Origin of the sequence: Burkholderia sp. NLJ2, from assembly GCF_049487195.1 — a bacterium.
GTDB classification, from domain to species: Bacteria; Pseudomonadota; Gammaproteobacteria; order Burkholderiales; family Burkholderiaceae; genus Burkholderia; species Burkholderia pyrrocinia.
The window spans coordinates 2836113-2859826 of sequence record NZ_CP137810.1 but is presented as its reverse complement, the minus strand read 5'-3'; the positions used below and the strand labels follow the sequence as shown (position 1 = coordinate 2859826).

The window sequence follows — 23714 nt, the reverse complement described above, 5'->3', positions numbered from 1 at the left end:
GTCAGGCCGCCTGCGACGATTCGAGGAAGTCCTGCGCGAAGCGCTGCAGCACGCCGCCGGCTTCGTAGATCGACACTTCCTCGGCCGTATCGAGCCGGCACGTCATCGGCACCTCGACGCGCTCGCCGTTCCTGCGGTGAATCACGAGCGTCAGGTCCGCACGCGGCGTGCGCTCGCCGATCACGTCGAAGGTCTCGGTGCCGTCGATGCCGAGCGTCGTCCGGTTCGTGCCGGGCTTGAACTCGAGCGGCAGCACGCCCATCCCGATCAGGTTCGTGCGGTGGATCCGCTCGAACCCTTCGGCGGCGATCGCCTCGACGCCCGCGAGCCGCACGCCCTTCGCGGCCCAGTCGCGCGACGAGCCCTGGCCGTAGTCGGCGCCGGCGACAACGATCAGCGGCTGCTTGCGATTCATGTACGTCTCGATCGCTTCCCACATCCGCATGACCGTGCCTTCCGGCTCGACGCGCGCGAGCGAGCCCTTCTTCACCGCGCCGTCGACGACCGCCATCTCGTTGATCAGCGTCGGGTTCGCGAAGGTTGCGCGCTGCGCGGTCAGGTGGTCGCCCCGGTGCGTCGCGTACGAGTTGAAGTCCTCTTCCGGCAGGCCCATCTTCGCGAGGTATTCGCCGGCCGCGCTGTCCAGCAGGATCGCGTTCGACGGCGACAGGTGGTCGGTCGTGATGTTGTCGCCGAGCACCGCGAGCGGGCGCATCCCCTGCAGCGTGCGTTCGCCGGCCAGCGCGCCTTCCCAGTACGGCGGACGGCGGATATACGTGCTCTGCGCGCGCCAGTCGTACAGCGGCGCCGCGCGCTCGCCCGCATCGGCGCTACGCGCGAACATCGGCTCGTAGACCTTGCGGAACTGCTCGGGCTTCACGCTCGACGCGACGATCGCATCGATCTCGTCGTCGGTGGGCCAGATGTCCTTCAGCGTGACCGGCTTGCCGTCCTGGTCGTGGCCGAGCACGTCCTTCTCGATGTCGAAGCGGATCGTGCCGGCGATCGCATACGCGACGACGAGCGGCGGCGACGCGAGGAACGCCTGCTTCGCATACGGGTGGATGCGGCCGTCGAAGTTGCGGTTGCCGGACAGCACGGCCGTCGCGTACAGGTCGCGATCGACGATCTCCTGCTGGATCTTCGGGTCGAGCGCGCCCGACATCCCGTTGCAGGTCGTGCACGCGAACGCGACGATGCCGAAGCCGAGTTTTTCGAGTTCCGGCAGCAGGTTCGCTTCTTCCAGGTACAGCTCGACCGCCTTCGAGCCCGGCGCAAGCGAGCTCTTCACCCACGGCTTGCGCACGAGGCCGCGCGCGTTCGCGTTGCGCGCGAGCAAGGCTGCCGCGATCACGTTGCGCGGGTTGCTGGTGTTCGTGCAGCTCGTGATCGCGGCGATGATCACCGCGCCGTCGGGCATCTCGCCCGCCTTTTCTTCCCACTGGCCGGCGATCCCGCGCGCGGCGAGATCGGACGTCGGCAGCCGCTTGTGCGGGTTCGACGGGCCGGCCATGTTGCGCACGACGCTCGACAGGTCGAACGTCAGCGTGCGCTCGTATTGCGCATCGTTCAGCGTATCGGCCCACAGGCCCGCCGTCTTCGCATAGGTCTCGACGAGCTTCACCTGCTCGTCGCTGCGGCCGGTGAGGCGCAGGTAGTCGGTCGTCTGGCCGTCGATGAAGAACATCGCGGCCGTCGCGCCGTATTCGGGCGCCATGTTCGAGATCGTCGCGCGATCGCCGAGCGTGAGGCTCGCCGCGCCCGCACCGCGGAATTCCAGGTACGCGCCGACCACCTTTTCCTTGCGCAGGAACTCGGTCAGCGCGAGCACGATGTCGGTCGCGGTGATGCCGGGCTGGCGCTTGCCGGTCAGCTCGACGCCGACGATGTCGGGCAGGCGCATCCACGACGCGCGGCCGAGCATCACGTTCTCGGCTTCGAGCCCGCCGACGCCGATCGCGATCACGCCGAGCGCGTCGACGTGCGGCGTGTGGCTGTCGGTGCCGACGCAGGTATCCGGATACGCGACGCCGTCCTGCGCCTGGATCACCGGCGACATTTTCTCGAGGTTGATCTGGTGCATGATGCCGTTGCCCGGCGGGATCACGTCGACGTTCTCGAACGCCTTCTTCGTCCACTCGATGAAGTGGAAGCGATCCTCGTTGCGGCGATCCTCGATCGCGCGGTTCTTCGCGAACGCGTCCGGATCGAAGCCGCCGCATTCGACGGCGAGCGAGTGATCGACGATCAACTGCACGGGCACGACCGGGTTCACTTTCGCCGGGTCGCCGCCGCCGTCCGCGATCGCGTCGCGCAGGCCGGCGAGATCGACGAGCGCCGTCTGCCCGAGGATGTCGTGACACACCACGCGCGCCGGGAACCACGGGAAGTCGCGTTCGCGCTTGCGCTCGATGATCTGCTTCAGCGACTCGGCGAGGAGCGCCGGATCGCAGCGGCGCACGAGGTTTTCGGCGAGCACGCGCGACGTGTACGGCAGCGTGTCGTAGGCGCCGGGCGCGATCGCTTCGACCGCGGCGCGTGCGTCGAAATAGTCCAGCGACGTGCCGGGCAGGGGTTTGCGGTTGGCGGTATTCATCATGTGGGGGGCAAACTGGGTAGGACGTTCAGCGCGCGGCGGCCGTGCATCCGACATGCATCGGCCATCGCGCGCTGCTGGCGATCAACGCTTCTCGATCGGCACGAACTGCAGGTCTTCCGGGCCCGTGTAGTTCGCGCTCGGGCGGATGATCTTGTTGTCGATGCGCTGCTCCATGATGTGTGCGCTCCAGCCCGACGTGCGCGAGATCACGAACAGCGGCGTGAACATCGCGGTCGGCACGCCCATCATGTGATACGACACCGCGCTGAACCAGTCGAGGTTCGGGAACATCTTCTTCGCGTCCCACATCACCGACTCGAGGCGCTCGGCTATGTTGTACAGCTTCGTGTCGCCCGCTTCCTTCGACAGCTTGTGCGCGACGCCCTTGATCACCTTGTTGCGCGGATCGGAGATCGTGTAGACCGGGTGGCCGAAGCCGATCACGACTTCCTTGTTCTCGACGCGGCGGCGGATGTCGGCTTCGGCGTCGTCCGGCGAGCTGTAGCGGCTCTGGATTTCATACGCGACTTCGTTCGCGCCGCCGTGCTTCGGCCCGCGCAGCGCGCCGATCGCGCCGGTGATCGCCGAGTAGATGTCCGAGCCCGTGCCCGCGATCACGCGGCCGGTGAACGTCGACGCGTTGAATTCGTGCTCCGCGTACAGGATCAGCGACGTGTGCATCGCCTCGACCCACGACTTCGACGGCGTCTTGCCGTGCAGCAGGTGCAGGAAGTGGCCGCCGATCGAATCGTCGTCGGTTTCCGTCTCGATGCGCTTGCCGTTGTGCGAGAAGTGATACCAGTACAGCAGCATCGAGCCGAGCGATGCCATCAGGCGGTCGGCGATATCGCGCGCGCCCGGCAGGTTGTGGTCGTCCTTCTCCGGCAGCACGGTGCCGAGCACCGACACGCCCGTGCGCATCACGTCCATCGGGTGCGCGGACGCCGGGATCTGCTCGAGCGCCGCCTTCAGCGCGCTCGGCAGGCCGCGCAGCGCGCGCAGCTTGGTCTTGTACGCGGCCAGTTCGGTCAGGTTCGGCAGCGTGCCGTGCACGAGCAGGTGCGCGATTTCCTCGAATTCGCACGATTCGGCGACGTCGAGAATGTCGTAGCCGCGGTAGTGCAGGTCGTTGCCGGTCTTGCCGACCGTGCACAGCGCCGTGTTGCCGGCCGTCACGCCCGACAGCGCCACCGACTTCTTCGGCTTGAATGCGCCTGCGGCGGCCGGTGCTGCTGCGTCTTTCGTCTCGCTCATGTTTCCGTTCTCCAATATGTAGGTGTCGACCGGACTTGGCGCTTTAGCGCTTAGTCCGGTCCCATGCAGAGCTGTCGACCGGACTTGGCGCTTTAGCGCTTAGTCCGGTCCCATGCAGAGCTGTCGACCGGACTTGGCGCTTTGGCGCTTAGTCCGGTCCCATGCAGAGCGTCCCGGGAATCGTGTCCCGGCGCGCGGGCCGCGTTACTTCTTGCCCTGCGCGAACAGCTCGTCGAGCTTGCGTTCGTATTCGTGATAGCCGAGGAAGTCGTACAGCTCGGCGCGCGTCTGCATCGTCGGCACGGCTGCCTTCTGCGTGCCGTCGCGGCGCAGCGTCTCGTAGAAGTTCAGCGCGGCCTTGTTCATCGCGCGATACGCGCCGCAGCAGTACAGCGCGATGTCGACGTTCGCCTCGCGCAGTTCGTCGAGCGTGAACAGCGGCGTCGAGCCGAACTCGGTCAGGTTCGCGAGGATCGGCACCTTCACGGCCGCCTTGAAACGGCGATAGTCGTCGAGCGTCTTCATCGCTTCCGGGAAGATCATGTCCGCGCCGGCTTCGACGTACGCGACCGCGCGCTCGATCGCCGAATCGATCCCTTCGGCGGCGGCCGCATCGGTGCGCGCCATGATCACGAACTGCTCGTCGGTACGCGCATCGACTGCGGCCTTGATGCGGTCGACCATTTCCTCGGTCGGCACGACTTCCTTGCCCGGACGGTGGCCGCAACGCTTCTGGCCGACCTGGTCTTCCATGTGCACGGCCGCGACGCCGGCCTTGATGAACGAGCGGACCGTGCGCGCGATGTTGAATGCGCCGCCCCAGCCCGTATCGATGTCGACGAGCAGCGGCAGGTCGGTTGCGTTGGTGATCCGGTTCGCGTCGATCAGCACGTCTTCCATCGTGCTGATGCCGAGGTCGGGGATCCCGAGCGAATTCGCGGCGACGCCGCCGCCCGACAGGTACACGGCCTTGAAGCCGACGGCCTGCGCCATCTTGGCTGCGTATGCGGTGATCGCGCCGACCACCTGCAGCGGCTGCTCGGCCGCGACTGCCGCGCGGAATTTCGCGCCGGCGCTCTGAAGATGCGTGTTGCTCATGAACGGCCTCCTGAAGGAATGCCCGATAACAGCAAGGACCGGGCCAGCTCGCGAAACGTCGCTAACCCACTGATTCTTAAGCACCCGGCGCAGGCGACGCAGCGCCCGGCGATTTCAATTCGGCAATTTCGTGTTTCAAAAATGAAATCCCGCGCGCATAATCGATCGCCATGGACCTCTCCTCGACCAAGCCTGCCGGCCCGGCCGATCGCGCGGCACGCCCGCGCATCTGGGCGATGGGCATCAGCCGCCTGCGCGAACTCTTTCGCGAGATCGCCGGCGAATTCGACGAACGCGCCGACGTGCGCATCGTGACGCGCGCGTATGAGGATGCGCTCAGCGCGATCGCCGAGGCCGGCGCCGCGCGGCCCGACGTGATCGTCGCGGCCGGCTCGAACGGCGCCTTCCTGAAGACGCGTGCACAGGTGCCGGTCGTGGTCGTGTCGCCGACCGGCTTCGATGTGATGCAGGCGCTCGCGCGCGCCCGGCGCGACGCGTCGCGGATCGCGCTCGTCAGCGCCGGAGAAACGCCGCCCGAAGTGCGCCGCTTCGTCGCCGCGTACGGCCTCGACGTGCAGTTTGCGTCATATCAGTCCGCGCAGGAAGCGGAAGCCTGCGTGCACGACCTGCGCGACCGCGGCATCGAGACGATCGTCGGCCCCGGCCTCGTTACCGACCTCGCGGCCAGCGTCGGCATGGGCGCGGTGTTCCTGTATTCGCATGCGTCGGTGCGCAAGGCCGTCGATACGGCGCTCGAAGTCGCGTATGCGACGCACGCCGAGGCGTTCCGCCGCCAGCGGCTCGATAACCTGCTGCAACACCTGCGCGACGGCGTGGTCGCGCTCGACGCGCGTGGCCGCGTCGAGGCGATCAACGAGCGGCTCGCGTCGGCGCTCGGGGTCGAACCCGCGGCGGCCGTCGGCCGCGCGCTCGTCGACCTGCGGCCCGAGCTGCGCACGCTGCGCGGCGAGGACGGCGACGCGCTCGCGACCGTGCGCGGCGTGCGCTACGTCGTGCATCGCGGGCCGCTCGTCGATCGCGGCGTGACGTCGGGCAGCGTGCTGACGTTCCAGGAATCGCGCGCGGTCGAACGGCTCGACCGCGCATTGCGTTCGCAGCCGACCACGCAGCAGTTCGCGGCGCGCTATGCGCTCGACGACGTGATCGGCGCATCGGCGCCGATGGCGCGCGTGCGCGACCTCGTGCGCCGCTACGCGAAATCCGACGCGACCGTGCTCGTGCTCGGCGAAAGCGGCACCGGCAAGGAAATGATCGCGCAAAGCCTGCACGCGCTGTCCGCGCGGCGCAGCTACCCGTTCGTCGCGGTCAATTGCGGCGCGTTTCCGGAAGCGCTGCTCGAGAGCGAGCTGTTCGGCTATGAGGAGGGCGCGTTCACCGGCGCGCGGCGCGGCGGCAAGACCGGCCTGTTCGAGGCCGCGCACCGCGGCACGCTGTTTCTCGACGAGATCGGCGAGATGCCGCCGTCGCTGCAGAGCCGGCTGCTGCGCGTGCTGCAGGAGCGCGAGGTGATCCGCCTCGGCTCGACCGAGCCGATCCGCATCGACGTGCGCGTGATCGCCGCGACGCACCGCCCGCTGCTCGCGGCCGTCGAGGCCGGCACGTTCCGCGCGGATCTCTATTACCGGCTCAACATCCTGAACGTCGGCCTGCCGCCGCTGCGCGAGCGCGCGGCCGACATCCCCGCGCTCGCGGCGACGCTGCTCGTGCAGGCCGCGCGGCGCGAGCCGCGCCTCGCGGAGCGCCTGCGCGACGCAGGCGATGCCGCGCGCGTGCTCGGCGCGACGCAGGCAACGCTCGCGCGCTACCGGTGGCCCGGCAACGTGCGGGAACTGCAGAACGTGATCGAGCGCATCGCGGTGGAACTCGCCGAGGAAGCCGATGAAAACGATCCCGCCGCCGCGTGCGCCGCGCTCGATCCCGACGCGCTGCAGGCGATCGCGCCCGAGCTGTTCGCGGCGTCGCCCGACGCAGCCGATACCGACGATACGCAGACGCTGCACGCGCGCCGCCGCCGCGCGGAAGCCGACGAGATCCGCGCGGTGCTCGACGCGTGCGGCGGCGACCGCGACCGCGCATGCGCGATGCTCGGCATCAGCAAGACGACGCTGTGGCGGAAGTTGTCGGCGAAATAGGCAGGTTCGGGTTCGACACGCCCGTATGCGCGTGCCTGAACGGGCTTGTCAGTCGGCCTTGTGATAGTGGCGGTATGCCTTCGCGCGATTGCCGCATGACGACATCGAGCACCAGCGGCGACTGCCGTTCTTGCTGTCGTCGATGAACAGCCACTGGCATGCATCGTTCGCGCACCGCTTGACCTTCGCGAGCCGCGCGCCGCCGAGCAGGTCGATCGCCGACCACAGCACCGGGCTCAGCAACCCCGCGAGCGTTGCGCCCGCTTCCCCGATCCGCCACGCATAACCGCCGTCGACGCGCGCCAGCGCGACGCGCGGCGACGCCTCCGCCAGGAAGCCTCCGAGCAGCGCGAGATCGTCGGCCTGCGGCTCGCGCCGCTCGGCCTGCGCATGAAAGAGCCGATACAGCGCCTCGCGCAACGCGAGCGCACGCGCCAGCATCGCCGGCTCGTCCCCCGTCTCCTTCTCTTGTGCGCGGCACGCGTCGGCCAGGCCGGCCGGCACGCCCGCCTGCTCGCGGCACCACGCGAACAGGTCGTCCAGCGTGCCGAAGGTTTCGGTCGGCGGGTCGCTGCCACGCCAGTACAGCGTGTTCGCGAAATCGATGCTCAGGGTTTCGGGCGGCGTCGGAATCAGGCAGTCCATCGTGACGGAAGGTTGCGTTTTGCTCATGACGCAATCGTATCTAACCACCATGCCGGTTGACAAGCGTCCGGACGCTTTCTAACATAACCGGCATGGTAGTTATAAACAGGTTTGCCGCTCTGACGTCCCCTGTTCAGTTCATGGAGCCACAGGTGATCGATCGATTTTCCTGCGACGTTGTCCACACCAACCGCAGCCGCAGGTTCTACGACAACACGCTCGGCGCGCTTCGCTACAAGCGGCTGGCTTGGTGGTTGTAAACAGGTTTGCTGCTCTGACGTTCCCCCTTCAGTTCAAGGAGCCACAGATGATCGATCACCTTTCCTTTGGCGTTGCCCACATCGGCCGCAGCCGCGCGTTCTACGACAGCACGCTCGGCGCGCTCGGCTACAAGCGGCTGTATAGCGACGACGGATCCATCGGGTACGGCACGACCGAACCGAAGCTGTGGTTGCAGCACGCTGCCCGCCCGGTCGCCGCCGATCCCGAATCGGGGCTGCACCTGTCGTTCAAGGCCGCGTCGCCCGTCGAGGTCGACGCGTTCTACCGCGCCGCGCTCGAGCACGGCGGCCAGGACAACGGCGGGCCCGGCAAGCGCGAGCACTACGGCCCCGGCTACTACGCGGCGTTCGTCGTCGATCCCGACGGGTATCGGCTGGAAGCGCATTGCGAACTCGACAACGTCGTGTGATCGCGCCCGCGTCAACCGCGTACAAACGGCAAGGGCCCGATTCCGCGTCGCGCGGAATCGGGCCCCTGGTTTTGATACGTTGGTTTCGGCGTCCGGTTTCCGGCGACCGCCTGCAGCGGTCGCTCAACGGAATCGACGCTCGTGCGGTTACTGTGCGCCGCGCGTGTGCTGCAACTGCTCGCCGAGCCCGTCGATCCCCAGGCGCACCATCTGGCCGGCCTTCAGGAAAATGGGCAACGGCTTGATGCCCATGCCGACGCCCGGCGGCGTGCCGGTCGTGATCACGTCGCCCGGCTGCAGCGTCATGCAGGTCGACAGATAGGCAATCAACTGCGCGACGGTGAACACCATCGTGCGCGTGTTGCCGTTCTGATAACGATGGCCGTCGACTTCGAGCCACAGGTCGAGACGCTGCGGATCGGGCACTTCGTCGCGCGTGACGAGCCACGGACCGATCGGGCCGAACGTGTCGAAACCCTTGCCCTTGTCCCACTGGCCGCCGCGCTCGATCTGCCACTCGCGCTCGGACACATCGTTGACGACGCAATAGCCCGCGACGTAATCGAGCGCACTTGCTTCGTCGACGTCCTTGCACCGCGCGCCGATCACGACGCCCAGTTCGACTTCCCAGTCGGTCTTGACCGAACCCTTCGGGATGTCGATGCCGTCGTTCGGGCCGCAGATCGAACTCGTCCACTTGCCGAACACGACCGGTTCCTTCGGCACCGGCATGCCGGCTTCGGCCGCGTGATCGGCATAGTTCAGGCCGATGCCGATGAACTTGCCGACGTGCCCGACGCACGCGCCGATGCGCGGCTCGCCGGACACGAGCGGCAGCGTCGCCGGATCGATCGCGCGCAGCCGCGCGAGACCCGCGTCGGACAGCACATCGCCGGCAAGATCCGGCACGTGCGCGGACAGGTCGCGAATCCGGCCGGCCGTGTCGAGCATACCGGGCTTTTCCTGGCCGGATGGGCCATAGCGAAGCAGTTTCATCGTGGTCAACCTCTGTTGTCGGATGGGACAGGATACCGGCGACGCGGCCATTCGCGGCCGCACGCCGGACTGATTGTCGATCGTCGATTGCGCGCGTCGGCGCCGCATCCGGCATGCCGCCGACGCGCGAGGGTCGCGCGGGCGCAGCGATCGCGGCGCCGCACGGAAGCACGGCGCGCATCGAACGGGCGGCCGCCGGTCTGCGCATCGGCGACGACGGCCCGGCACCCGCGACGCGTGCCGGCCGATGCCGGCCGACTTCACGCGCGGCCGCACCGTCGCTGGCCCGCAAGCCTTTGTACCATCGGCCGCGCGCCGTGAAATGACGCGCGACGGATACCGACTATTGGTGCGCCCGCAGACGCTGCGGCGCAACATCGGACGCACCCGCGCAGCGCGATCCGCCGCGCATGCCGGCATCGCCTGCCATCGGGGCATGAATACTGGCTATTCGGGGTGCCCCTGTCATCTGAAACGTTTGCCAATCCGTTCTTGTCCGGTAATGATCGGTAAAAAGACGCTGAATTGCACACTGTTTGTTTATTGCTAAGCTCGTACGAATGGCTTTCATCGCCATACGCGGGCCCGACTTATGCGCGTGCAGAACCGGCCAGCGTGCGTCGCCAACCGATCGACGGTAATCCCCAACCCCACACCCAAAATGCAGACAACCAACGACCCGCTTCCCGGCAGCGACGCACGGGAATCGATGGCCGCCATCGACCGCTATCGCGCACCCGCGCTCGACAAGGGCCTCGACATACTCGAACTCCTGTCCGAGCAGAAAGAAGGACTCACCCGCACCGAAATCACGAAGGAACTCGGCCGCAACGCGAGCGAAATCTACCGGATGCTCGAACGCCTCGTCGCGCGCCGCTACGTGATGCGCTCGACCGGCGGCGACCGCTACACGCTCAGCCTCAAGCTGTTCGCGCTCGCGCACCGGCATCCGCCGATGAGCCGGCTGATTGCCGAGGCATTGCCGCCCATGCAGCGCTTCGCCGATGCCGCCGAACAGTCCTGCCACTTGTCCGTCTACGATCGCGGCAACCTGCTCGTGATCGCGCAGGTCGACGGGCCCGGCCCGTGGGGCGTGTCGGTCCGGCTCGGCTCGCGTGTCGGGCTGGCCGATACGGCGTCGGGGCGCGTGATGCTGTCGTTCCAGGGCCTCGAGCAGCGCGCGCACATGCTGGCCGAGCATCGCAAGGTCAAGGGTGAAGCGCCGCTGAACGAGCAGGAACTCACGTATGCGTGCCAGTCCATCCGGCAGGATGGCTACCTGCGTCAGGACAGCCGCCAGGCGTACGGCGTGACCGACCTGACCGCGCCGATCCTCGGGCCGTCCGGCCATGCGATCGCGGTGCTGACCTGCCCGTACATGCGCCGGATCGACGCGCACGCGGCGCCGTCCGTCGATGTCGTCGCAGAAGGGCTGCGCGACACGACCGCCCATCTGTCGATGGGCCGCACCGAGACCTGCTGACGCGCGAGTTCGACGAAGCGCACCGGGGCCGGCGCAGTAGCGCCGGCCCGGTCGCACGCGACACCTGTGCAGTGCGCGATGCGCGATGCCATATCGTGCGCTCACGACGCTACGCTAGAATAGCGGCCCTCTCAAAAACTACGGCGGCCGGTTGTCACGGTTGTCGTGTCCGATGGATGTCATGGCCAAACTTCTGAACGATCAAGAATTCCAGCGTTTCTCCGAACTTCAGCAGAAGCAGGCAAGCTTCACGATCACGCCCGAAGAGGCGGACGAGCTGCGCGATATCGTCGCGCGCGCGCAGAAGAAGCGCGACGATCGTACCGCCGCGATGCAGGCGATCGAGAACTACATCGAGCAGTTCGACATCACGCCCGACGAACTCTTCTCGCCCGAGCAGATCGGCGATGCGGCCCGCACCTACGGGCTCATCACCGCGACCAAGAAGGAACGCACGCTGCCGCCGTCGATCACGTTCAACGGCAAGCCGTACCAGTGGACCAAGACGCTTCCGGACGACGTGCGCGGCGCGCTGTTCGAAGCATTCACGTCCGGCGAGTCGGTCAAGCGCTTCATCGCGATGCCGAAGGACACCGCGCGTTGCGCGCTGACGATCGCCCGCCTCGAGCGCGAAACCGGCGCCGTCTATGCCGATCCGCACCTCGAGGAACTCGCGGTTTCGCGCGACCAGGTGAACGACGCGGCGTCGAAACTCGCTGCCTGAATCTGAGCGCGGGCACGGTTCATGCGTGCCCGCACCCGTGTGTGGCGCCGGCATTGGCCGGCGCCGCGCTCGCGGGAGCCGTGCGCCCGCATGCTCCCGAAAAGTCTCACCTTGGTGTCCCGCAAGCGCTCACCAGCACCTCCCGAAAAAGCTCACCCAAGGCTCCTGGAGACCCTCACCAAAGTCTCCCGAATGTCCTCACCGAGGCCTCCCGCAGACCCTCACCAACGCGTCCCGGAAAGGCTCACCAGCGCCTCCCGCAGGCGCTCACCGGCCGCTCCCGGGAAGGCTCACCGAACGCTCCCGTATCGGCTCACCACGCTTCCCCGGAAAAGCTCACTCGCGGCTCCCGAAAAGTCTCACCTTTGTGGTGATTCCGAATCGGCGAGGCCGGAATGCGGTTGCGAATGCACGTGAACACACCGCGTGAAACGGCCGTGCGGAGCGGATAGCGCGGCACGCAACAAGCGCCTCCTGAAGCTATGCGGGCATCGATATCGCCAAAGCGAACGGCCCCGATACGTCTGGGCGCTTCGTACTAGAGACCGGCTTGAATGCTTTGCACCCCTGAATGAACGGATGCGCAACGCGGCGAAGGCTTGGCGCGATCGACCGCATACAATGGCGCCGCGCTTCACGCGGCAGGCAGACGCTACTGCTGCAACTTCATCCTGAAGCCCACTACGCCGGGCTCCTCCGTCGTCGACACCGCAAAACCGCACGACTTCGCGAGCGAGATCATCGCCGAGTTCTCGCGCAGCGCCTCGCCGATCATCCAAGCGGTTCCACGTGAACGTGCGTAGTCGATGATGCGGGTCATCATCAGCCGGCCGAGCCCCTTGCCCTTCTGATCGGGCCGCACCGCGATCGCGAACTCCGCCGTCTCGTTGTCGGGATCGGCGACCGCGCGCGCGACCGCGAGCGTATGGTCACGCCCCGACATATCGGTGAATGACACGATGAACGCCATCTCACGGTCGTAGTCGATCTGCGTCATGCGCGCCACCTGCGAATGATCGAAGCTGCGCACCGCGCCGAAGAAACGCATTCGCAGATCGTCCGGCGTCATCGCGCCGAGCAGTTCGTTATGCGCGGCCTCGTCTTCCGGACGGATCGGACGGATCGTCACCGTCTCGCCGCGCCACTCGAGCGTCTGCTCGAGGTGGCGTGGATACGGCATGATCGCAAGCCGGCTGCGCCCCGTCGCCAGCGTGATGCGCGGCGCGATCACCTGTGCGCGGTCGGACAACACGCGCAGCGTGACGGACATCGCGACGACTTCGCGCACGTCGCAGACGACCTGTGACAGCGCCGTCAACGCATCGAGCGTCGGCTCGACGGGCGTGCTGCGCGCATACGGCGAGCGTTCCATCACCGCGCGGGCGAGCACGGTGTTCAGCGGCGGCAGGCCGTAGACGACGAACGGCGCCGACACGCCGTCCGCAGGCGGCACGGCATAGCGAAACACCGGCCCGAAGTTCGAATCGTCGTACATGTCGACCGTGACATCGACGACTTTCGCGCCGGCCGGCTCGCCTGCCTGCTCGCCCTGCAGGCCGAAATGGGACAGCCAGCGCAGCGCGGCGTCGCCGGCCAGTTCATGCTGGCCGGCTTCGACCATCCGGCGCGCGTCGGCCTGTGCGGACGCAACGCACTCGGCGGGCTGCAGTGGCGTGCCCTCGGGCGTCTGCATCAGCAGTTGCCGCCCGAGGCTGTAGTCGACGAGACGCGCATACGCGCGCGCGAGCCGCTGCGGCGTTGTGTGCACGGGAATGCCGTTCGCGTGCAGCGCATCGCGCGTCGCCGCGTCGACCGCACCGAAGAAACACGCGAGGATGCCGCGATGCGCGTGCTGTCGCGATTCGATCAGCGTGCGTGCGACCAAATCGGCCGGCGCGCTGTGGGACGTCGAATGGACGACGAACAGTGTGCCTGTTTGCGGGAACGGCGCGAGCGCCTTGATCGCCGCGGCGAAGTGCTCCGGGCGCGCATCGTCGCCCAGCGTCAGCGGATTGCCGGGCGCAGTCAGGTGCGGCAGCGCGGCCGATACGGCGGACGTTGCCGCCGGCGACCAGTCGGCCAGCCCGACGCGCACCTCCGCGACCGCATCGACCGCGAGTTTCGCGACGCCCGCGTCGCTCGTCACGAGCGTCGCCGCGCCGCGCGCCGAGACACGGCCGACGCCGAGGGTCTCGATCTCGTCGAGCAGATCGTCGAGCGCATCGACGCGCACCATCCCCGCGCGCTGGAACGCCGCCGTATAGAGTGCATCGCCGGGATCGGCGCGCCCGGTGCGCAACGCGAGCACCGGCTTGTTGCGTGCGGCCGCGCGCGCGGCCGACATGAACTTGCGCGCCGCGCGCACGGTATCGAGTTCGAGCAGGATCGCGCGCGTGCCGGGATCGCTCGCAAGATAATCGAGCACGTCGCCCGCATCGACGTCGGACTCGCTGCCGAGCGCGACGACATGCGAAAAGCCGAGGCCCCGCGCATCGGCCCAGCCGAGCACCGCGTTCGTCAACGCGTTCGATTGCGACACCCATGCGACGCCGCCCGAGCGCGCCGTATAGGCCGGTGCGCCGAAATGCGCATGCCGCGCGGGCGACAGCACACCGAGGCTGCCGGGCCCGACGATACGGAGCACGAACGGCTTTGCCGCCTTCAGCGTGCGATCGAGCGCGGTGAGATCGGCGTCCGTGCGCGCCTCACCGACGATCACCGCGACGCGCGTGCCGAGCTCGCCGAGCTTGCGCACGATGCCGGCCCAGGTCGCGGGCGGCGTGCAGATCACGGCTACCGACGGCGGCGCGGGCAGCCGATCGACGTCGGAGACGACCGTATGCCCGTTCAGCTCGCGGTATTTCGGATTGACGGGCCACACGGGCCCGTCGAACGCGCCGTCGAGCACGCGCGACCACACCATCGCGCCGATACTGCCCGCGCGCGACGACGCGCCGACGACCGCAACGGACTTGGGCTGGAACAACGCATCGAGATGGCGAACGGTCACATCGGCTCCCTGCGGTAACGAAAGACGACCCGAGCGGCATACGGCACGGACGGGCCGTGCGCCGCTCGACGCGAACCCCAAGCATAGGCGAAGCGCATGCGGCTGCCTATATGCCGAACGGCCGACTACCCGACGAACGTCAACGCTCGCACCATGGACCTGCAATACAGGCGCGGCCCGACATCGCAGCATGCCGCAAGCAACGCGGCGCGACGCTGCCGCCGCTTCCTCAAAGGTGAGGATTTACAGGAGCCATGGTGAGTATCTTCGGGAATTGCACGACACAACGCGCAAGCGCGCGAAAGGTGATGGGAATCCGCGGCGCATCTGCACCTCGGAAATCGCGAATGCCAATGCGCATGCACTGCGCAATTGCACGGTTGTTTACCGCAATTGACCGCGATAGTCAGCCGAATCGCGGCGAATTCGCAAAACGGGATCCGTTAATCGCGCGGCATTGCACTTCCATTCGTCAACGGGAATTGCACGGCAGCGGCACAAAAACAAAACGGTGCGGCGGCCGCGTGGCCGCTCGCACCGTCAGTCAACGCACGAAAGGTGAGGCTTTTCGGGAGTCAGTCCTTGATCAGGAAACGTGCGCGGTTCTTGCCGAGCCACACCGGCGCCCGCCCGCGGCCACTCCAGGTTTCGCCCGTCTTCGGGTTCAGGTATTTCGGCGGCAACGTACGCTTCGGCTTCGCGGTAGCCGCGGCAGCCCCCACCGGACGAAAACCGAGCTCTTCCGGCGTAATGTCGTATTCGTCGATTTTCGCGCGGATATCGGCAATCGCGTCGGCAATCGCCTTTTCGCGTTCCTTGTCGATCTTTTGCTGAAGCCGTTCGAGCTGCGCGGTCAGTTGCCTGTAGGTCGCCATATGGATGGGACTCCGTGAGTGTTATTCGTGAAAAATAGGTGACTCTAAGCAAACAGAAAAGCGCTTCGCCCGATCGTGGTCTCCTCAGCCGGTCATGTCGGGATCAATAACCGCTTTTCTTCTTGCATGCGAAGAGAAGGTTTCGCGAGGCGTCATCAGTCGATTGCTGGATCACTTCGAAATCCCCGTTGCAGATGGCCCGGGCATTGTCCGTGCAGTTGCTCCAGCCGCTGCCGGTGCATTGCACTTGCGTGGTCGGACGCCCGTCCGACGTGAACAGCGGCGCGCTGCCACCGCACCCGCCGAGCGCTGCAACCAGAGCCACCAATCCGGCCGCCCGAGGCCACCGACCGACCGACGCAAGCATGTGTTTCATTGTTCTTCCCGTCAACCATTTTTTGAATGTCGCGAGTATGCCATGCGTGGCCCTTCCGTCGTCAGTTCGGCGCGCGGCCAGGTTGCCCGCGCGCCTTGTACGGCAAGCTCCGGCGCGGATCGTCGGTGATGCGAACGAACACCTGCTCGACGTCCGGAAGCGCCTCGAGTTCGCGTTGCAACGCCTGGCGATCGAACGCCGTATCCGCGCATCCTTCGACATAGATAAAACGCCGCTGCACGGTGATCCACAGGCTCGTACCGTGCAGGCGATCGGTGCCAGCGAAGTGCGCCTTTGCGGCATCGCCGATCTCCGCGTCATACATATACGAGTTCGGTTTCGTGCAGCGGTGGGCGAGCCAGCAGGTCGTCCCGCGTTCGGCGCGGTAATGCGCGTCGTCCGTCATCTCGGCGCGGGTCATCCATGGGCCGAGCGGCAACGGGCATTCGGCCACGTCCTGCGACAGCGCAATGAACGGATCGTTGTACCAGTTGCGCCGCGCCTCGGGCGCGTTCGCGTCGCCGGACTGCGCGAACGCGGCGGTCGCCAGCAACATGGTCACGCACCCTGCGATGCCGATCCGCGTCATCGTGATCTCCTGTTCGATGCTTCACGTCCGACCGCATCGGCATCGCCGATCGGCCTACCGGTCGATACCCAACGCCGCCAGCTTCTTGTACAGCGTCGCGCGGCCGATCCCGATACGCGCGGCCGCTTCCACGACCTTGCCGTCACAGGCCGCCAGCGCGTCGGTCAGGAACTGACGCTCCCACGCCGCCAATGCATCGGCATACGAAGCGACCGGCACACCGGATGCACCGGTCGCGTCGCCCGCGCCCCGCTCGACCGGTGCCGCGGCAATCCTCGGCGTCGAGGTCGCGCCGTCCGTCGATACGCGCACCGGCCCGAGGAACGGCGCAAGTGCGCGCGCATCGATCACCGAACGGTCCGACAGCATCAGCGCGCGTTCGAGCGTATTGCGCAACTCGCGCACGTTGCCCGGCCACGGATATGCGCACAGCATCCGCAGCGCATCGTCGGTCAGCTCGCAATGCGCGGCACGCCCGTGCTGGGCGGCCAGTTCCTCGAGCGTCGCATAGACGAGCGCCGCGATGTCCGACGCCCGCTCGCGCAGCGGCGGCGCGTGGATCGTCAGCACGTTGAGACGGTAATAGAGATCCGCGCGAAAACGTCCGGCTTCGACGAGCGCCGGCAGGTCGGCCGACGTCGCGGCGATGATCCGGACGTCCGCGCGCACGATCCGGTTCGAGCCGACCGGCTCGAACTCCTTGTCCTGCAGCACGCGCAGCAGCTTGCCCTGCAACGGCAGCGGCATGTCGCCGATCTCGTCGAGAAACAGCGTGCCGCGATCGGCCAGCTCGAACTTGCCGATGCGCCCCTTGCGGTCGGCGCCCGTGTACGCGCCGGGCGCCGCGCCGAAGAATTCGGTTTCGAGCAGCGTGTCGGGAATCGCGGCAACGTTGACGGTCACGAGCGGCTGGAGCGCACGCGCCGACGCCGCGTGGATCGCATGCGCGAGCAGTTCCTTGCCGGTGCCCGTCTCGCCGAGCAGCAGCACTGGCGAATCGACCTGCGCGGCCCGCCGCGCCTGGCGCTTGGTTTCGAGGCTCGCGGCACTCGTGCCGACGAAGCTCGCGAACGTGTATTTCGCGCGGCGCGCCTGCGCGAGCGAACGCTGCGTCGCGATCAGTTGCTGCTGAAGCTGCGCGTAGCGGGAAAAGATCGGCGTAAGTGTCTTCAACTGGTCGAACAGCGCGAAACCGATCGCGCCGACCGTCTCGCCGGCCTCGTTCTTCAGCGGCAGGCGCGTGACGACGAGCGGCTCGCGGCCCGTCTCCATGATGTCGAGCAGGATCGGCTGCCCGGTCGACACGACCTCGCGCATCAGGCTGTTCGGAATCACGGCCTCGCAGTCGAGGCCGACGGCCTGCTGCGGATCGGCGAAACCGAAGCGCGCCGCGTAACGCTCGTTCATCCACACGACGCGCGCGTCGCGATCGACGACCACCGTGCCCGCGCTCGAATCCTCGAAGGTCCGGAACAGCGACTCGGCGGCACGCCGCAGCACGTCTCCGTAGTTGACGGGCAAGCGGGCCCAGTCATTCATCATCGTGTCTTCGTCTCCGTGTATTTTCGGCCGGATGTCTCCGGAACGAGACGGATTATCTCATTCCGGAGACACGCCACAATGCGTTGTCCGGGAAAGCCCTGCCCGATTTTGCGGGCTGGCCGGATGGCCATATCGTCTCCGGATCGAGACGTTTTCTGTAGAATCGTCAGACATGGACCGGCGCGGCCCCGCCGGTCTCCGGCGGACCCACGTCCGGCGGCGCAATCCGGCCGATGGCACGAAACCTGCACGAACCTGAGCCGGTCCGCGACACGTCGCGCGATCGAACAACTATCAAAGCCATTAGGAGACTCCCCTTGTCTTTCGTGATCGTCCTCGCCGCGCTGGCGTTCCTGATGTACGCCGCGTATCGCGGCTACAGCGTGATCCTGTTCGCGCCGATCGCCGCACTCGGCGCGGTGCTCCTGACCGAACCCGCCGCCGTCGCACCGGTCTTCTCCGGCATCTTCATGGAGAAGATGGTCGGCTTCGTCAAACTGTATTTCCCGGTATTCATGCTCGGCGCAGTGTTCGGCAAGGTGATCGAACTGTCCGGGTTCTCCGAGTCGATCGTCCATGCGGCGATCCGCTACATCGGCCGCTCGCGCGCGAATGCGGTGATCGTCGCGGTGTGCGCGCTGCTCACCTATGGCGGCGTGTCGCTGTTCGTCGTGGTGTTCGCGGTCTATCCGTTCGCGGCCGAACTCTATCGCCAGAGCAACATTCCGAAGCGGCTGATGCCCGGCGCGATCGCGCTCGGCGCGTTCTCGTTCACGATGGATTCGCTGCCCGGCACGCCGCAGATCCAGAACATCATCCCGACCACGTTCTTCAAGACCACCGCGTGGGCCGCACCGGCACTCGGCACGATCGGCTCGCTGTTCATCGTCGCCGTCGGCCTCTCTTATCTGGAATGGCGCCGCCGCTCGGCGATGGCGAAGGGCGAAGGCTACGGCACGTCGCTCGTCAACGAGCCGGAGCGCGTCGAGGCAACGTCGCTGCCGCACCCGGCGCTCGCGATCCTGCCGCTGATCCTCGTCGGCGTGTCGAACTTCCTGTTCACGAAGCTGATCCCGCAGTGGTACGGCGCCGCGTCGTACACGGTCGCACCGGACGTGCTGCCGGGCGTGCACACGCCGGTGACGACGTCGATCAAGACCGTCGTCGCGATCTGGTCAGTCGAGGCCGCGCTGCTGCTCGGCATCGTGCTGGTCGTGCTGACCGCGTTCAATCGGGTCAGCGACCGCTTCGCGGCCGGCTCGAAAGCCGCCGTCGGCGGCGCACTGCTCGCCGCGATGAACACCGCGTCGGAATACGGCTTCGGCGGCGTGATCGCCGCGCTGCCGGGCTTCCTCGTCGTCGGCGATGCGCTGAAAAGCATCCCGAACCCGCTCGTCAACGCGGCCGTGTCGGTCAGCTCGCTCGCCGGCATTACCGGCTCGGCGTCGGGCGGCATGAGCATCGCCCTCGCCGCGATGTCGGACCTGTTCATCAAGGGTGCGCAGGCAGCCAACATTCCGATGGACGTGCTGCACCGGATCGTCGCAATGGCGAGCGGCGGCATGGACACGCTGCCGCACAACGGCGCGGTCATCACGCTGCTCGCGGTCACGGGCCTGACGCACCGCGAGTCGTATCGCGACATCTTCGCGGTCACCGTCATCAAGACGCTCGCGGTGTTCTTCGTGATCGCCGTGTATTACACGACGGGGCTCGTGTAACGCGGAAGCGCCGGCCCGCCGCGCTTCGCGTGAAGGTCGATCGGGCATGCTCGATCGACCTTCACGAAACCGGCTCGCGAGAGCCGGCCACCGCCGCGGCGGCCCCGCCTGTCGGCGCAATCCGCGCAACCCGCCCGGCCCGCTCGCGCCATCGCACGACAGGCCCCGCATCATCGACGCAATCCGGCCCACCTACAGCGCGGCATTGGCCGACACGCAAACGGTGCCGCTCCCGGCCGTCACCCGATAGGTTTCCTTCCTCGCCGCATCGCCGAATCCGCAGAAGATGTCGATGTGCTTGCCCTTGATTCCGCCGCCCGTATCGGCGGCAGTCAAGATTCGGTCGCACCACGGTGCAGGCGCCGTCGGAATGCGAAGCACCGTACCAAGCTGAATCGCGTGAACGTCGACCGCCACGCAGCCGATTTCCAGATGCCCGTCGCGCGCATCCTTCGCGAAATCGGATTTCACCCAGTGGCCGCCCGACCAGCCGAGAAACCAGCCGTGTCGCGTTTCACCCCATCCCTCCATCCTGCAGGCGTCGAGGAATTTGGCGGGAAACGAATCCTCGCCCCATCCCGTCACTGAAGCAGGGCTGGCAGGGTCCTGGAAATCCGCTTCCGCCGGCAGGTAATAGCCCGTGATGCTCCACCCCGTCGTGCAGAAAAGCCGGGCAGGTCAATGATGTCGTTCGCCATCTCCATTCCCTTGTCGCGTCGTCAAACCGGAACCTAGTTCGAAAAATCCAGATAGCCATTCGGCCCTGCGGGGTCCGGCGCTTCGAGTGCGCCGGTCAAGAAGTTCTGTGTCGCAGCAACAGACGGATTGCTCGCGGAATATTGCTCGAGGGCGAGATAGGCCGACGCGAAGGCAATTCGCATCGCCGCACGCGAACTGATGGCCTTGATGGCCGTTCCGAGGGTCTGGTTGTCGCCGACCGAAATCTTGCCGAAGATGCCGAGCGATACGCCGAAACCGCCGGCGCTCTGCGCGATCAGCCCGTTCTCGAGTTGCGCGACATCACCCGCTCCCTTTGCGACATATCCGAGAACCTTCGCGTTCTTCGCGGTCACGCCGCAGCCGGCGGATATGTCCTTATAGGCGGCGACCTTCGAAACGAGTGCCGTCGGTTCCGCATCGCTGCCCCCCGGGTAGTAGGTCACGGTGCTGGCGCCATTCGCCGTCGACGTGACGCCGAACACCGGCGTCGTATCGACAAGATCGGCCAGGTATTCGACGAGCACCGTCAGCGCACCCGATATGTCCGCATCGGAAACGGTGATCGAAAGATCGATACCCTGCGCACCGCCCAGGTCAGGCAATTTCAATGCGGGTTTCGATATCTTCTGCCCGAAGCGATCGATAAACTTCCCGTCGTAATACGCCGAGAAATAGGCGGCAAATACGTTATCGTGTTTCGAATCTGCACTTTCCACGGGAGCGCGAAGCATCGGCCGCAATAGGGCGCGACTGATCCTGGCGGAAAAATCCTTCAATTCCCCGAGGCTGACCTTCAGGTTCGGCGAATAGGCCTGCACCTCCGCCACTTGCTTGTCGGCGCCGTTGATGCCGGCCGCAAACGCGAGCGAAGTCTGTGCCGCCGCCACCGATTTGATCATTGCCGACCGGAATGCGATGTAGACCGGATCGCCACGGATCACCGCCGGAACCCGCGCGTCGGCGCCCGCTTCGATCGCCGTCCTGAACGCATCGAACGTCTTCGCCGATTCGCGCGGAAGGCTACGCGAAAGTCCGCCGTCGGGCGTTGCCGCCTGCAATTGCTGAACCGTTCGACCCGTCGTCTGCGCAACGGCCGCCTGCGGCAACACATAGGCGAATTCGGCGTCCCGGCGCAGCACTTCGACGAAAGTGGACCGGTATATCTGCAAAGCCTGTCGTGGCGGCGCATCCGTCGCGGGCACGATCGGCGGCAACATCCCGCCGAAATCGAGCGACGTGCACCCCGCGAAGACAACCGTACCGGCAATGCATGACCGCAGCCAGATTGCTTTCTTGTTCACGATGAATCCCCGTTGTGCTTCTTTTGAACGTGAACAGCAATTTCAGATTGCTTGAGCTTAGGAGGTCGCCGATAAAAGTCAATTGTCATCGCCAGCGAACGCACGTCGCGTTTCTGCCCATCCGTTACCTCACGCATACGGCACAAACGGCACGACAACACACCAACACGTGATTTCGCGTATCGACGTGATTGATGGAAAACCCGGTCATCCGGCGTGCGGAATACCCCCCGGGTATTCCGTCTGGCATTTTCGTTGCCGCTCTTTTATATTGGCGCAAGACGAAGAAGCGTCATGCCGCACGCCATAGAAAATTGCAACGATCGAGCTTTCGAACAATAAGAAACCGGGGCATATCGTGTACAAAAACGAAACCAGGCAGCGCGCCGGGGAAGAGCGCTCTGTACGCAACGTTCGTCGTGCCGACACGCAAAACCTGACACGTCGGTCGACGCCCCTCAATGCATGGGCGGCGCCATTCCGGCGGATGCGGGGCCTGATCGCGGGCTTCGCCGCACTGGCACTGGCAGGATGCGCCACCTTGCCCGCGCCGCCATCGGGAAACAACCTTGCGGGTTACTATGGTTCGGGCACACCGGAGCTGACGATCGATAATCAATCCAGCCAGCAACCGGCGCTTTATCCGGTCCTGTACGGAACCAATCGAAAGCCGGTTTACGGGCCGGCGAACAAAGTACCGACCACCTACTCCGGAGAACGCGATCGGGAATTGCATTACGGTCGCGTATTCGTTTCCATTCCGAAACATCATCGCATCGGCTCGCAAGGCTCGTGGTGGGGAACCATGACCGGAACCGATCCGCTGCTCAAGATCGAGAAGATCGACGAAATGGCGGACCGCGACGCGTTCCTCTCGCTGGCCCGCCGGGCGCTGGGCCCGGTCACCGGGCCGCAGGACGGCTATGTCGTCGTCTACGTCCACGGGTACAACAATCCGTTCGACGATGCAGCAATACGCGCGGCCCAATTGGGCGCGGATCTCGACGTCCCGCCCAATCACATGATGCTGTTTTCCTGGCCGGCGCTGCACGATCCATTGAAATACACCGTCGATGAAGCAACGGTCGACGCCAGCGAGATATTTCTCAGGCAATTCCTGATCGACATTGCTGCTCGCGTCGCGCAGGGCCGCAAGATTCACCTGATCGCTCACAGCATGGGCAATCGCGCACTCCTTCGCGTCGTCCACGCGCTCGCGACGGACCCCGCTACCTCATCCATCAAGTTCGGCCAGATCATACTGGCCGCTGCCGACGTCGATCGGGAATTGTTCGGCGCACTCGGCGACAGCTACGTCAAGTCGTCGGACCGGACGACGGTCTATCTATCCCCGTACGATTTCGCCGTCGGCCTCTCGTCCAACGTCGTCCACGACTATCCCCGCGTCGGCTGCGGCGACAAGCCCCAGGTCGTCGTCCCTGGGATTGCCAACGTGGTGTCCACGCTGCCGGACGATTTTCCGTCGCACGGCTATTTCGGCGACACGTCCCTCATCCTGGCGGACATCAAGAACCTGCTCCTCAGAAACACGCCCGCGCGCTCAGGCACCGGCTGGGCGCGCTTCCCGACCTACTGGCAGGTCGGCAACGCGCCTGTCGCGTCACGCGTCGTCTGCACCACGCGCAACACCTTGACTGTCTCGCCGTGAACCGTCGCTGACCGCACGAATGCGGGCGGGATTGCACCCGGATCTTCATTCGATCCGGGCGCGCTCGTTTGCGCTCTTCTGCGGTCGCCCGGCCTCCCGCGACCGGCACGGCTTCACCTCGCGCCAATCCTCCCGATCGACATGCCGCAGCCCGCCCATTGTTGCCCGCAACAAAACACTGCGTTGGGCGCGATCGCATTTTTCGCACGTCCGCCCCGGCCTACACTGGGTCCAACGTAGCCCGGCGCTTCGACGAACGAAGCGCGGC

Annotated in this window: 19 protein-coding genes; 7 read left to right on the top strand and 12 right to left on the bottom strand. The window is 66.2% G+C overall.

Features of this window, described 5'->3' with window-relative positions; genetic code table 11:
• Position 1: 1 nt before the first annotated feature.
• The 3 genes from acnD to prpB all read right to left on the bottom strand — a co-directional run bounded on the left by acnD (position 2) and on the right by prpB (position 4951).
• Complete coding sequence (acnD, locus tag R9B84_RS35320; protein WP_423763545.1) at positions 2-2596, bottom strand: Fe/S-dependent 2-methylisocitrate dehydratase AcnD; 2595 nt, start codon at positions 2594-2596, stop codon at positions 2-4.
• Between the two features lie 84 nt (positions 2597-2680).
• Positions 2681-3853, bottom strand: a complete 1173-nt coding sequence (prpC, locus tag R9B84_RS35315) for a bifunctional 2-methylcitrate synthase/citrate synthase (protein WP_423761990.1) — start codon at positions 3851-3853, stop codon at positions 2681-2683.
• A 204-nt stretch (positions 3854-4057) separates the two neighbouring features.
• On the bottom strand, positions 4058-4951 hold the full coding sequence (gene prpB, locus R9B84_RS35310) for a methylisocitrate lyase (RefSeq protein ID WP_047902226.1): 894 nt from the start codon (positions 4949-4951) through the stop codon (positions 4058-4060).
• Between the two features lie 170 nt (positions 4952-5121).
• On the opposite strand from prpB, the gene prpR reads away from it, so the two are divergent.
• Entirely contained in the window at positions 5122-7104 is a 1983-nt protein-coding gene (gene prpR / locus R9B84_RS35305; protein WP_423761989.1) for a propionate catabolism operon regulatory protein PrpR, read from the top strand.
• A 48-nt stretch (positions 7105-7152) separates the two neighbouring features.
• Here prpR and R9B84_RS35300 read toward each other — a convergent pair whose 3' ends face one another.
• On the bottom strand, positions 7153-7800 hold the full coding sequence (locus R9B84_RS35300; protein ID WP_423761988.1) for a CGNR zinc finger domain-containing protein: 648 nt from the start codon (positions 7798-7800) through the stop codon (positions 7153-7155).
• A gap of 256 nt (positions 7801-8056) precedes the next feature.
• Here R9B84_RS35300 and R9B84_RS35295 point away from each other — a divergent pair, with 256 nt between their 5' ends.
• Positions 8057-8440 carry a VOC family protein gene (locus R9B84_RS35295; RefSeq protein ID WP_423761987.1) on the top strand — a complete coding sequence of 128 codons (384 nt, stop codon included), beginning with the start codon at positions 8057-8059 and terminating at the stop codon, positions 8438-8440.
• Between the two features lie 147 nt (positions 8441-8587).
• Here R9B84_RS35295 and R9B84_RS35290 read toward each other — a convergent pair whose 3' ends face one another.
• Positions 8588-9436: an ureidoglycolate lyase gene (locus R9B84_RS35290; RefSeq protein ID WP_423761986.1), complete on the bottom strand. Its 849-nt coding sequence runs from the start codon at positions 9434-9436 to the stop codon at positions 8588-8590.
• Positions 9437-9683: 247 nt separating this feature from the next.
• On the opposite strand from R9B84_RS35290, the gene R9B84_RS35285 reads away from it, so the two are divergent.
• The 3 genes from R9B84_RS35285 (at position 9684) to R9B84_RS35275 (ending at position 11643) form a co-directional block, all read left to right on the top strand.
• Positions 9684-9986 carry a hypothetical protein gene (locus R9B84_RS35285; protein WP_423761985.1) on the top strand — a complete coding sequence of 101 codons (303 nt, stop codon included), beginning with the start codon at positions 9684-9686 and terminating at the stop codon, positions 9984-9986.
• 111 nt (positions 9987-10097) lie between these two features.
• On the top strand, positions 10098-10919 hold the full coding sequence (locus tag R9B84_RS35280; RefSeq protein ID WP_423761984.1) for an IclR family transcriptional regulator: 822 nt from the start codon (positions 10098-10100) through the stop codon (positions 10917-10919).
• A 172-nt stretch (positions 10920-11091) separates the two neighbouring features.
• Positions 11092-11643, top strand: coding sequence for a hypothetical protein (locus R9B84_RS35275; RefSeq protein ID WP_423761983.1), 552 nt, complete (start codon positions 11092-11094; stop codon positions 11641-11643).
• A gap of 652 nt (positions 11644-12295) precedes the next feature.
• On the opposite strand, the gene R9B84_RS35270 is transcribed toward R9B84_RS35275, so the two are convergent.
• From R9B84_RS35270 to R9B84_RS35250, 5 genes are all read right to left on the bottom strand, one after another.
• On the bottom strand, positions 12296-14653 hold the full coding sequence (locus R9B84_RS35270) for a GNAT family N-acetyltransferase (protein WP_423761982.1): 2358 nt from the start codon (positions 14651-14653) through the stop codon (positions 12296-12298).
• A gap of 575 nt (positions 14654-15228) precedes the next feature.
• Positions 15229-15528 (bottom strand): H-NS family nucleoid-associated regulatory protein, encoded by a 300-nt coding sequence (locus R9B84_RS35265; protein WP_423761981.1) that lies wholly within the window; start codon positions 15526-15528, stop codon positions 15229-15231.
• Between the two features lie 103 nt (positions 15529-15631).
• Entirely contained in the window at positions 15632-15904 is a 273-nt protein-coding gene (locus R9B84_RS35260) for a hypothetical protein (RefSeq protein ID WP_082146193.1), read from the bottom strand.
• Positions 15905-15965: 61 nt separating this feature from the next.
• A complete protein-coding gene (locus R9B84_RS35255) occupies positions 15966-16493 on the bottom strand; it encodes a BON domain-containing protein (protein WP_423761980.1) in 528 nt (175 codons plus the stop codon).
• A 54-nt stretch (positions 16494-16547) separates the two neighbouring features.
• The gene (locus tag R9B84_RS35250) at positions 16548-18035 is read right to left on the bottom strand and encodes a sigma-54 interaction domain-containing protein (RefSeq protein WP_423761979.1); all 1488 of its coding nucleotides are present in this window, start codon (positions 18033-18035) and stop codon (positions 16548-16550) included.
• Between the two features lie 317 nt (positions 18036-18352).
• Here R9B84_RS35250 and R9B84_RS35245 point away from each other — a divergent pair, with 317 nt between their 5' ends.
• Entirely contained in the window at positions 18353-19756 is a 1404-nt protein-coding gene (locus R9B84_RS35245) for a GntP family permease (protein ID WP_423761978.1), read from the top strand.
• Positions 19757-19948: 192 nt separating this feature from the next.
• Here R9B84_RS35245 and R9B84_RS35240 read toward each other — a convergent pair whose 3' ends face one another.
• Complete coding sequence (locus R9B84_RS35240) at positions 19949-20287, bottom strand: 3D domain-containing protein (RefSeq protein WP_423761977.1); 339 nt, start codon at positions 20285-20287, stop codon at positions 19949-19951.
• Positions 20288-20487: 200 nt separating this feature from the next.
• A complete protein-coding gene (locus tag R9B84_RS35235) occupies positions 20488-21777 on the bottom strand; it encodes a hypothetical protein (RefSeq protein WP_423761976.1) in 1290 nt (429 codons plus the stop codon).
• Positions 21778-22135: 358 nt separating this feature from the next.
• On the opposite strand from R9B84_RS35235, the gene R9B84_RS35230 reads away from it, so the two are divergent.
• Positions 22136-23446 carry an alpha/beta hydrolase gene (locus tag R9B84_RS35230; RefSeq protein WP_423761975.1) on the top strand — a complete coding sequence of 437 codons (1311 nt, stop codon included), beginning with the start codon at positions 22136-22138 and terminating at the stop codon, positions 23444-23446.
• The last annotated feature ends 268 nt before the right edge of the window (positions 23447-23714 follow it).

Excerpts from the sequence above, each read along its gene's own strand:
- R9B84_RS35255 (WP_423761980.1), bottom strand. The coding sequence starts at position 16,493 with ATGACGCGGATCGGCATCGCAGGGTGCGTGACCATGTTGCTGGCGACC.
- acnD (WP_423763545.1), bottom strand. The coding sequence starts at position 2,596 with ATGAATACCGCCAACCGCAAACCCCTGCCCGGCACGTCGCTGGACTAT.
- R9B84_RS35290 (WP_423761986.1), bottom strand. The coding sequence starts at position 9,436 with ATGAAACTGCTTCGCTATGGCCCATCCGGCCAGGAAAAGCCCGGTATG.
- R9B84_RS35285 (WP_423761985.1), top strand. The coding sequence starts at position 9,684 with ATGCCGGCCGACTTCACGCGCGGCCGCACCGTCGCTGGCCCGCAAGCC.
- prpC (WP_423761990.1), bottom strand. The coding sequence starts at position 3,853 with ATGAGCGAGACGAAAGACGCAGCAGCACCGGCCGCCGCAGGCGCATTC.
- R9B84_RS35265 (WP_423761981.1), bottom strand. The coding sequence starts at position 15,528 with ATGGCGACCTACAGGCAACTGACCGCGCAGCTCGAACGGCTTCAGCAA.
- R9B84_RS35295 (WP_423761987.1), top strand. The coding sequence starts at position 8,057 with ATGATCGATCACCTTTCCTTTGGCGTTGCCCACATCGGCCGCAGCCGC.
- R9B84_RS35250 (WP_423761979.1), bottom strand. The coding sequence starts at position 18,035 with ATGATGAATGACTGGGCCCGCTTGCCCGTCAACTACGGAGACGTGCTG.
- R9B84_RS35300 (WP_423761988.1), bottom strand. The coding sequence starts at position 7,800 with ATGGTGGTTAGATACGATTGCGTCATGAGCAAAACGCAACCTTCCGTC.
- R9B84_RS35240 (WP_423761977.1), bottom strand. The coding sequence starts at position 20,287 with ATGGAGGGATGGGGTGAAACGCGACACGGCTGGTTTCTCGGCTGGTCG.
- R9B84_RS35260 (WP_082146193.1), bottom strand. The coding sequence starts at position 15,904 with ATGAAACACATGCTTGCGTCGGTCGGTCGGTGGCCTCGGGCGGCCGGA.
- R9B84_RS35275 (WP_423761983.1), top strand. The coding sequence starts at position 11,092 with ATGGATGTCATGGCCAAACTTCTGAACGATCAAGAATTCCAGCGTTTC.
- R9B84_RS35280 (WP_423761984.1), top strand. The coding sequence starts at position 10,098 with ATGCAGACAACCAACGACCCGCTTCCCGGCAGCGACGCACGGGAATCG.
- prpB (WP_047902226.1), bottom strand. The coding sequence starts at position 4,951 with ATGAGCAACACGCATCTTCAGAGCGCCGGCGCGAAATTCCGCGCGGCA.
- prpR (WP_423761989.1), top strand. The coding sequence starts at position 5,122 with ATGGACCTCTCCTCGACCAAGCCTGCCGGCCCGGCCGATCGCGCGGCA.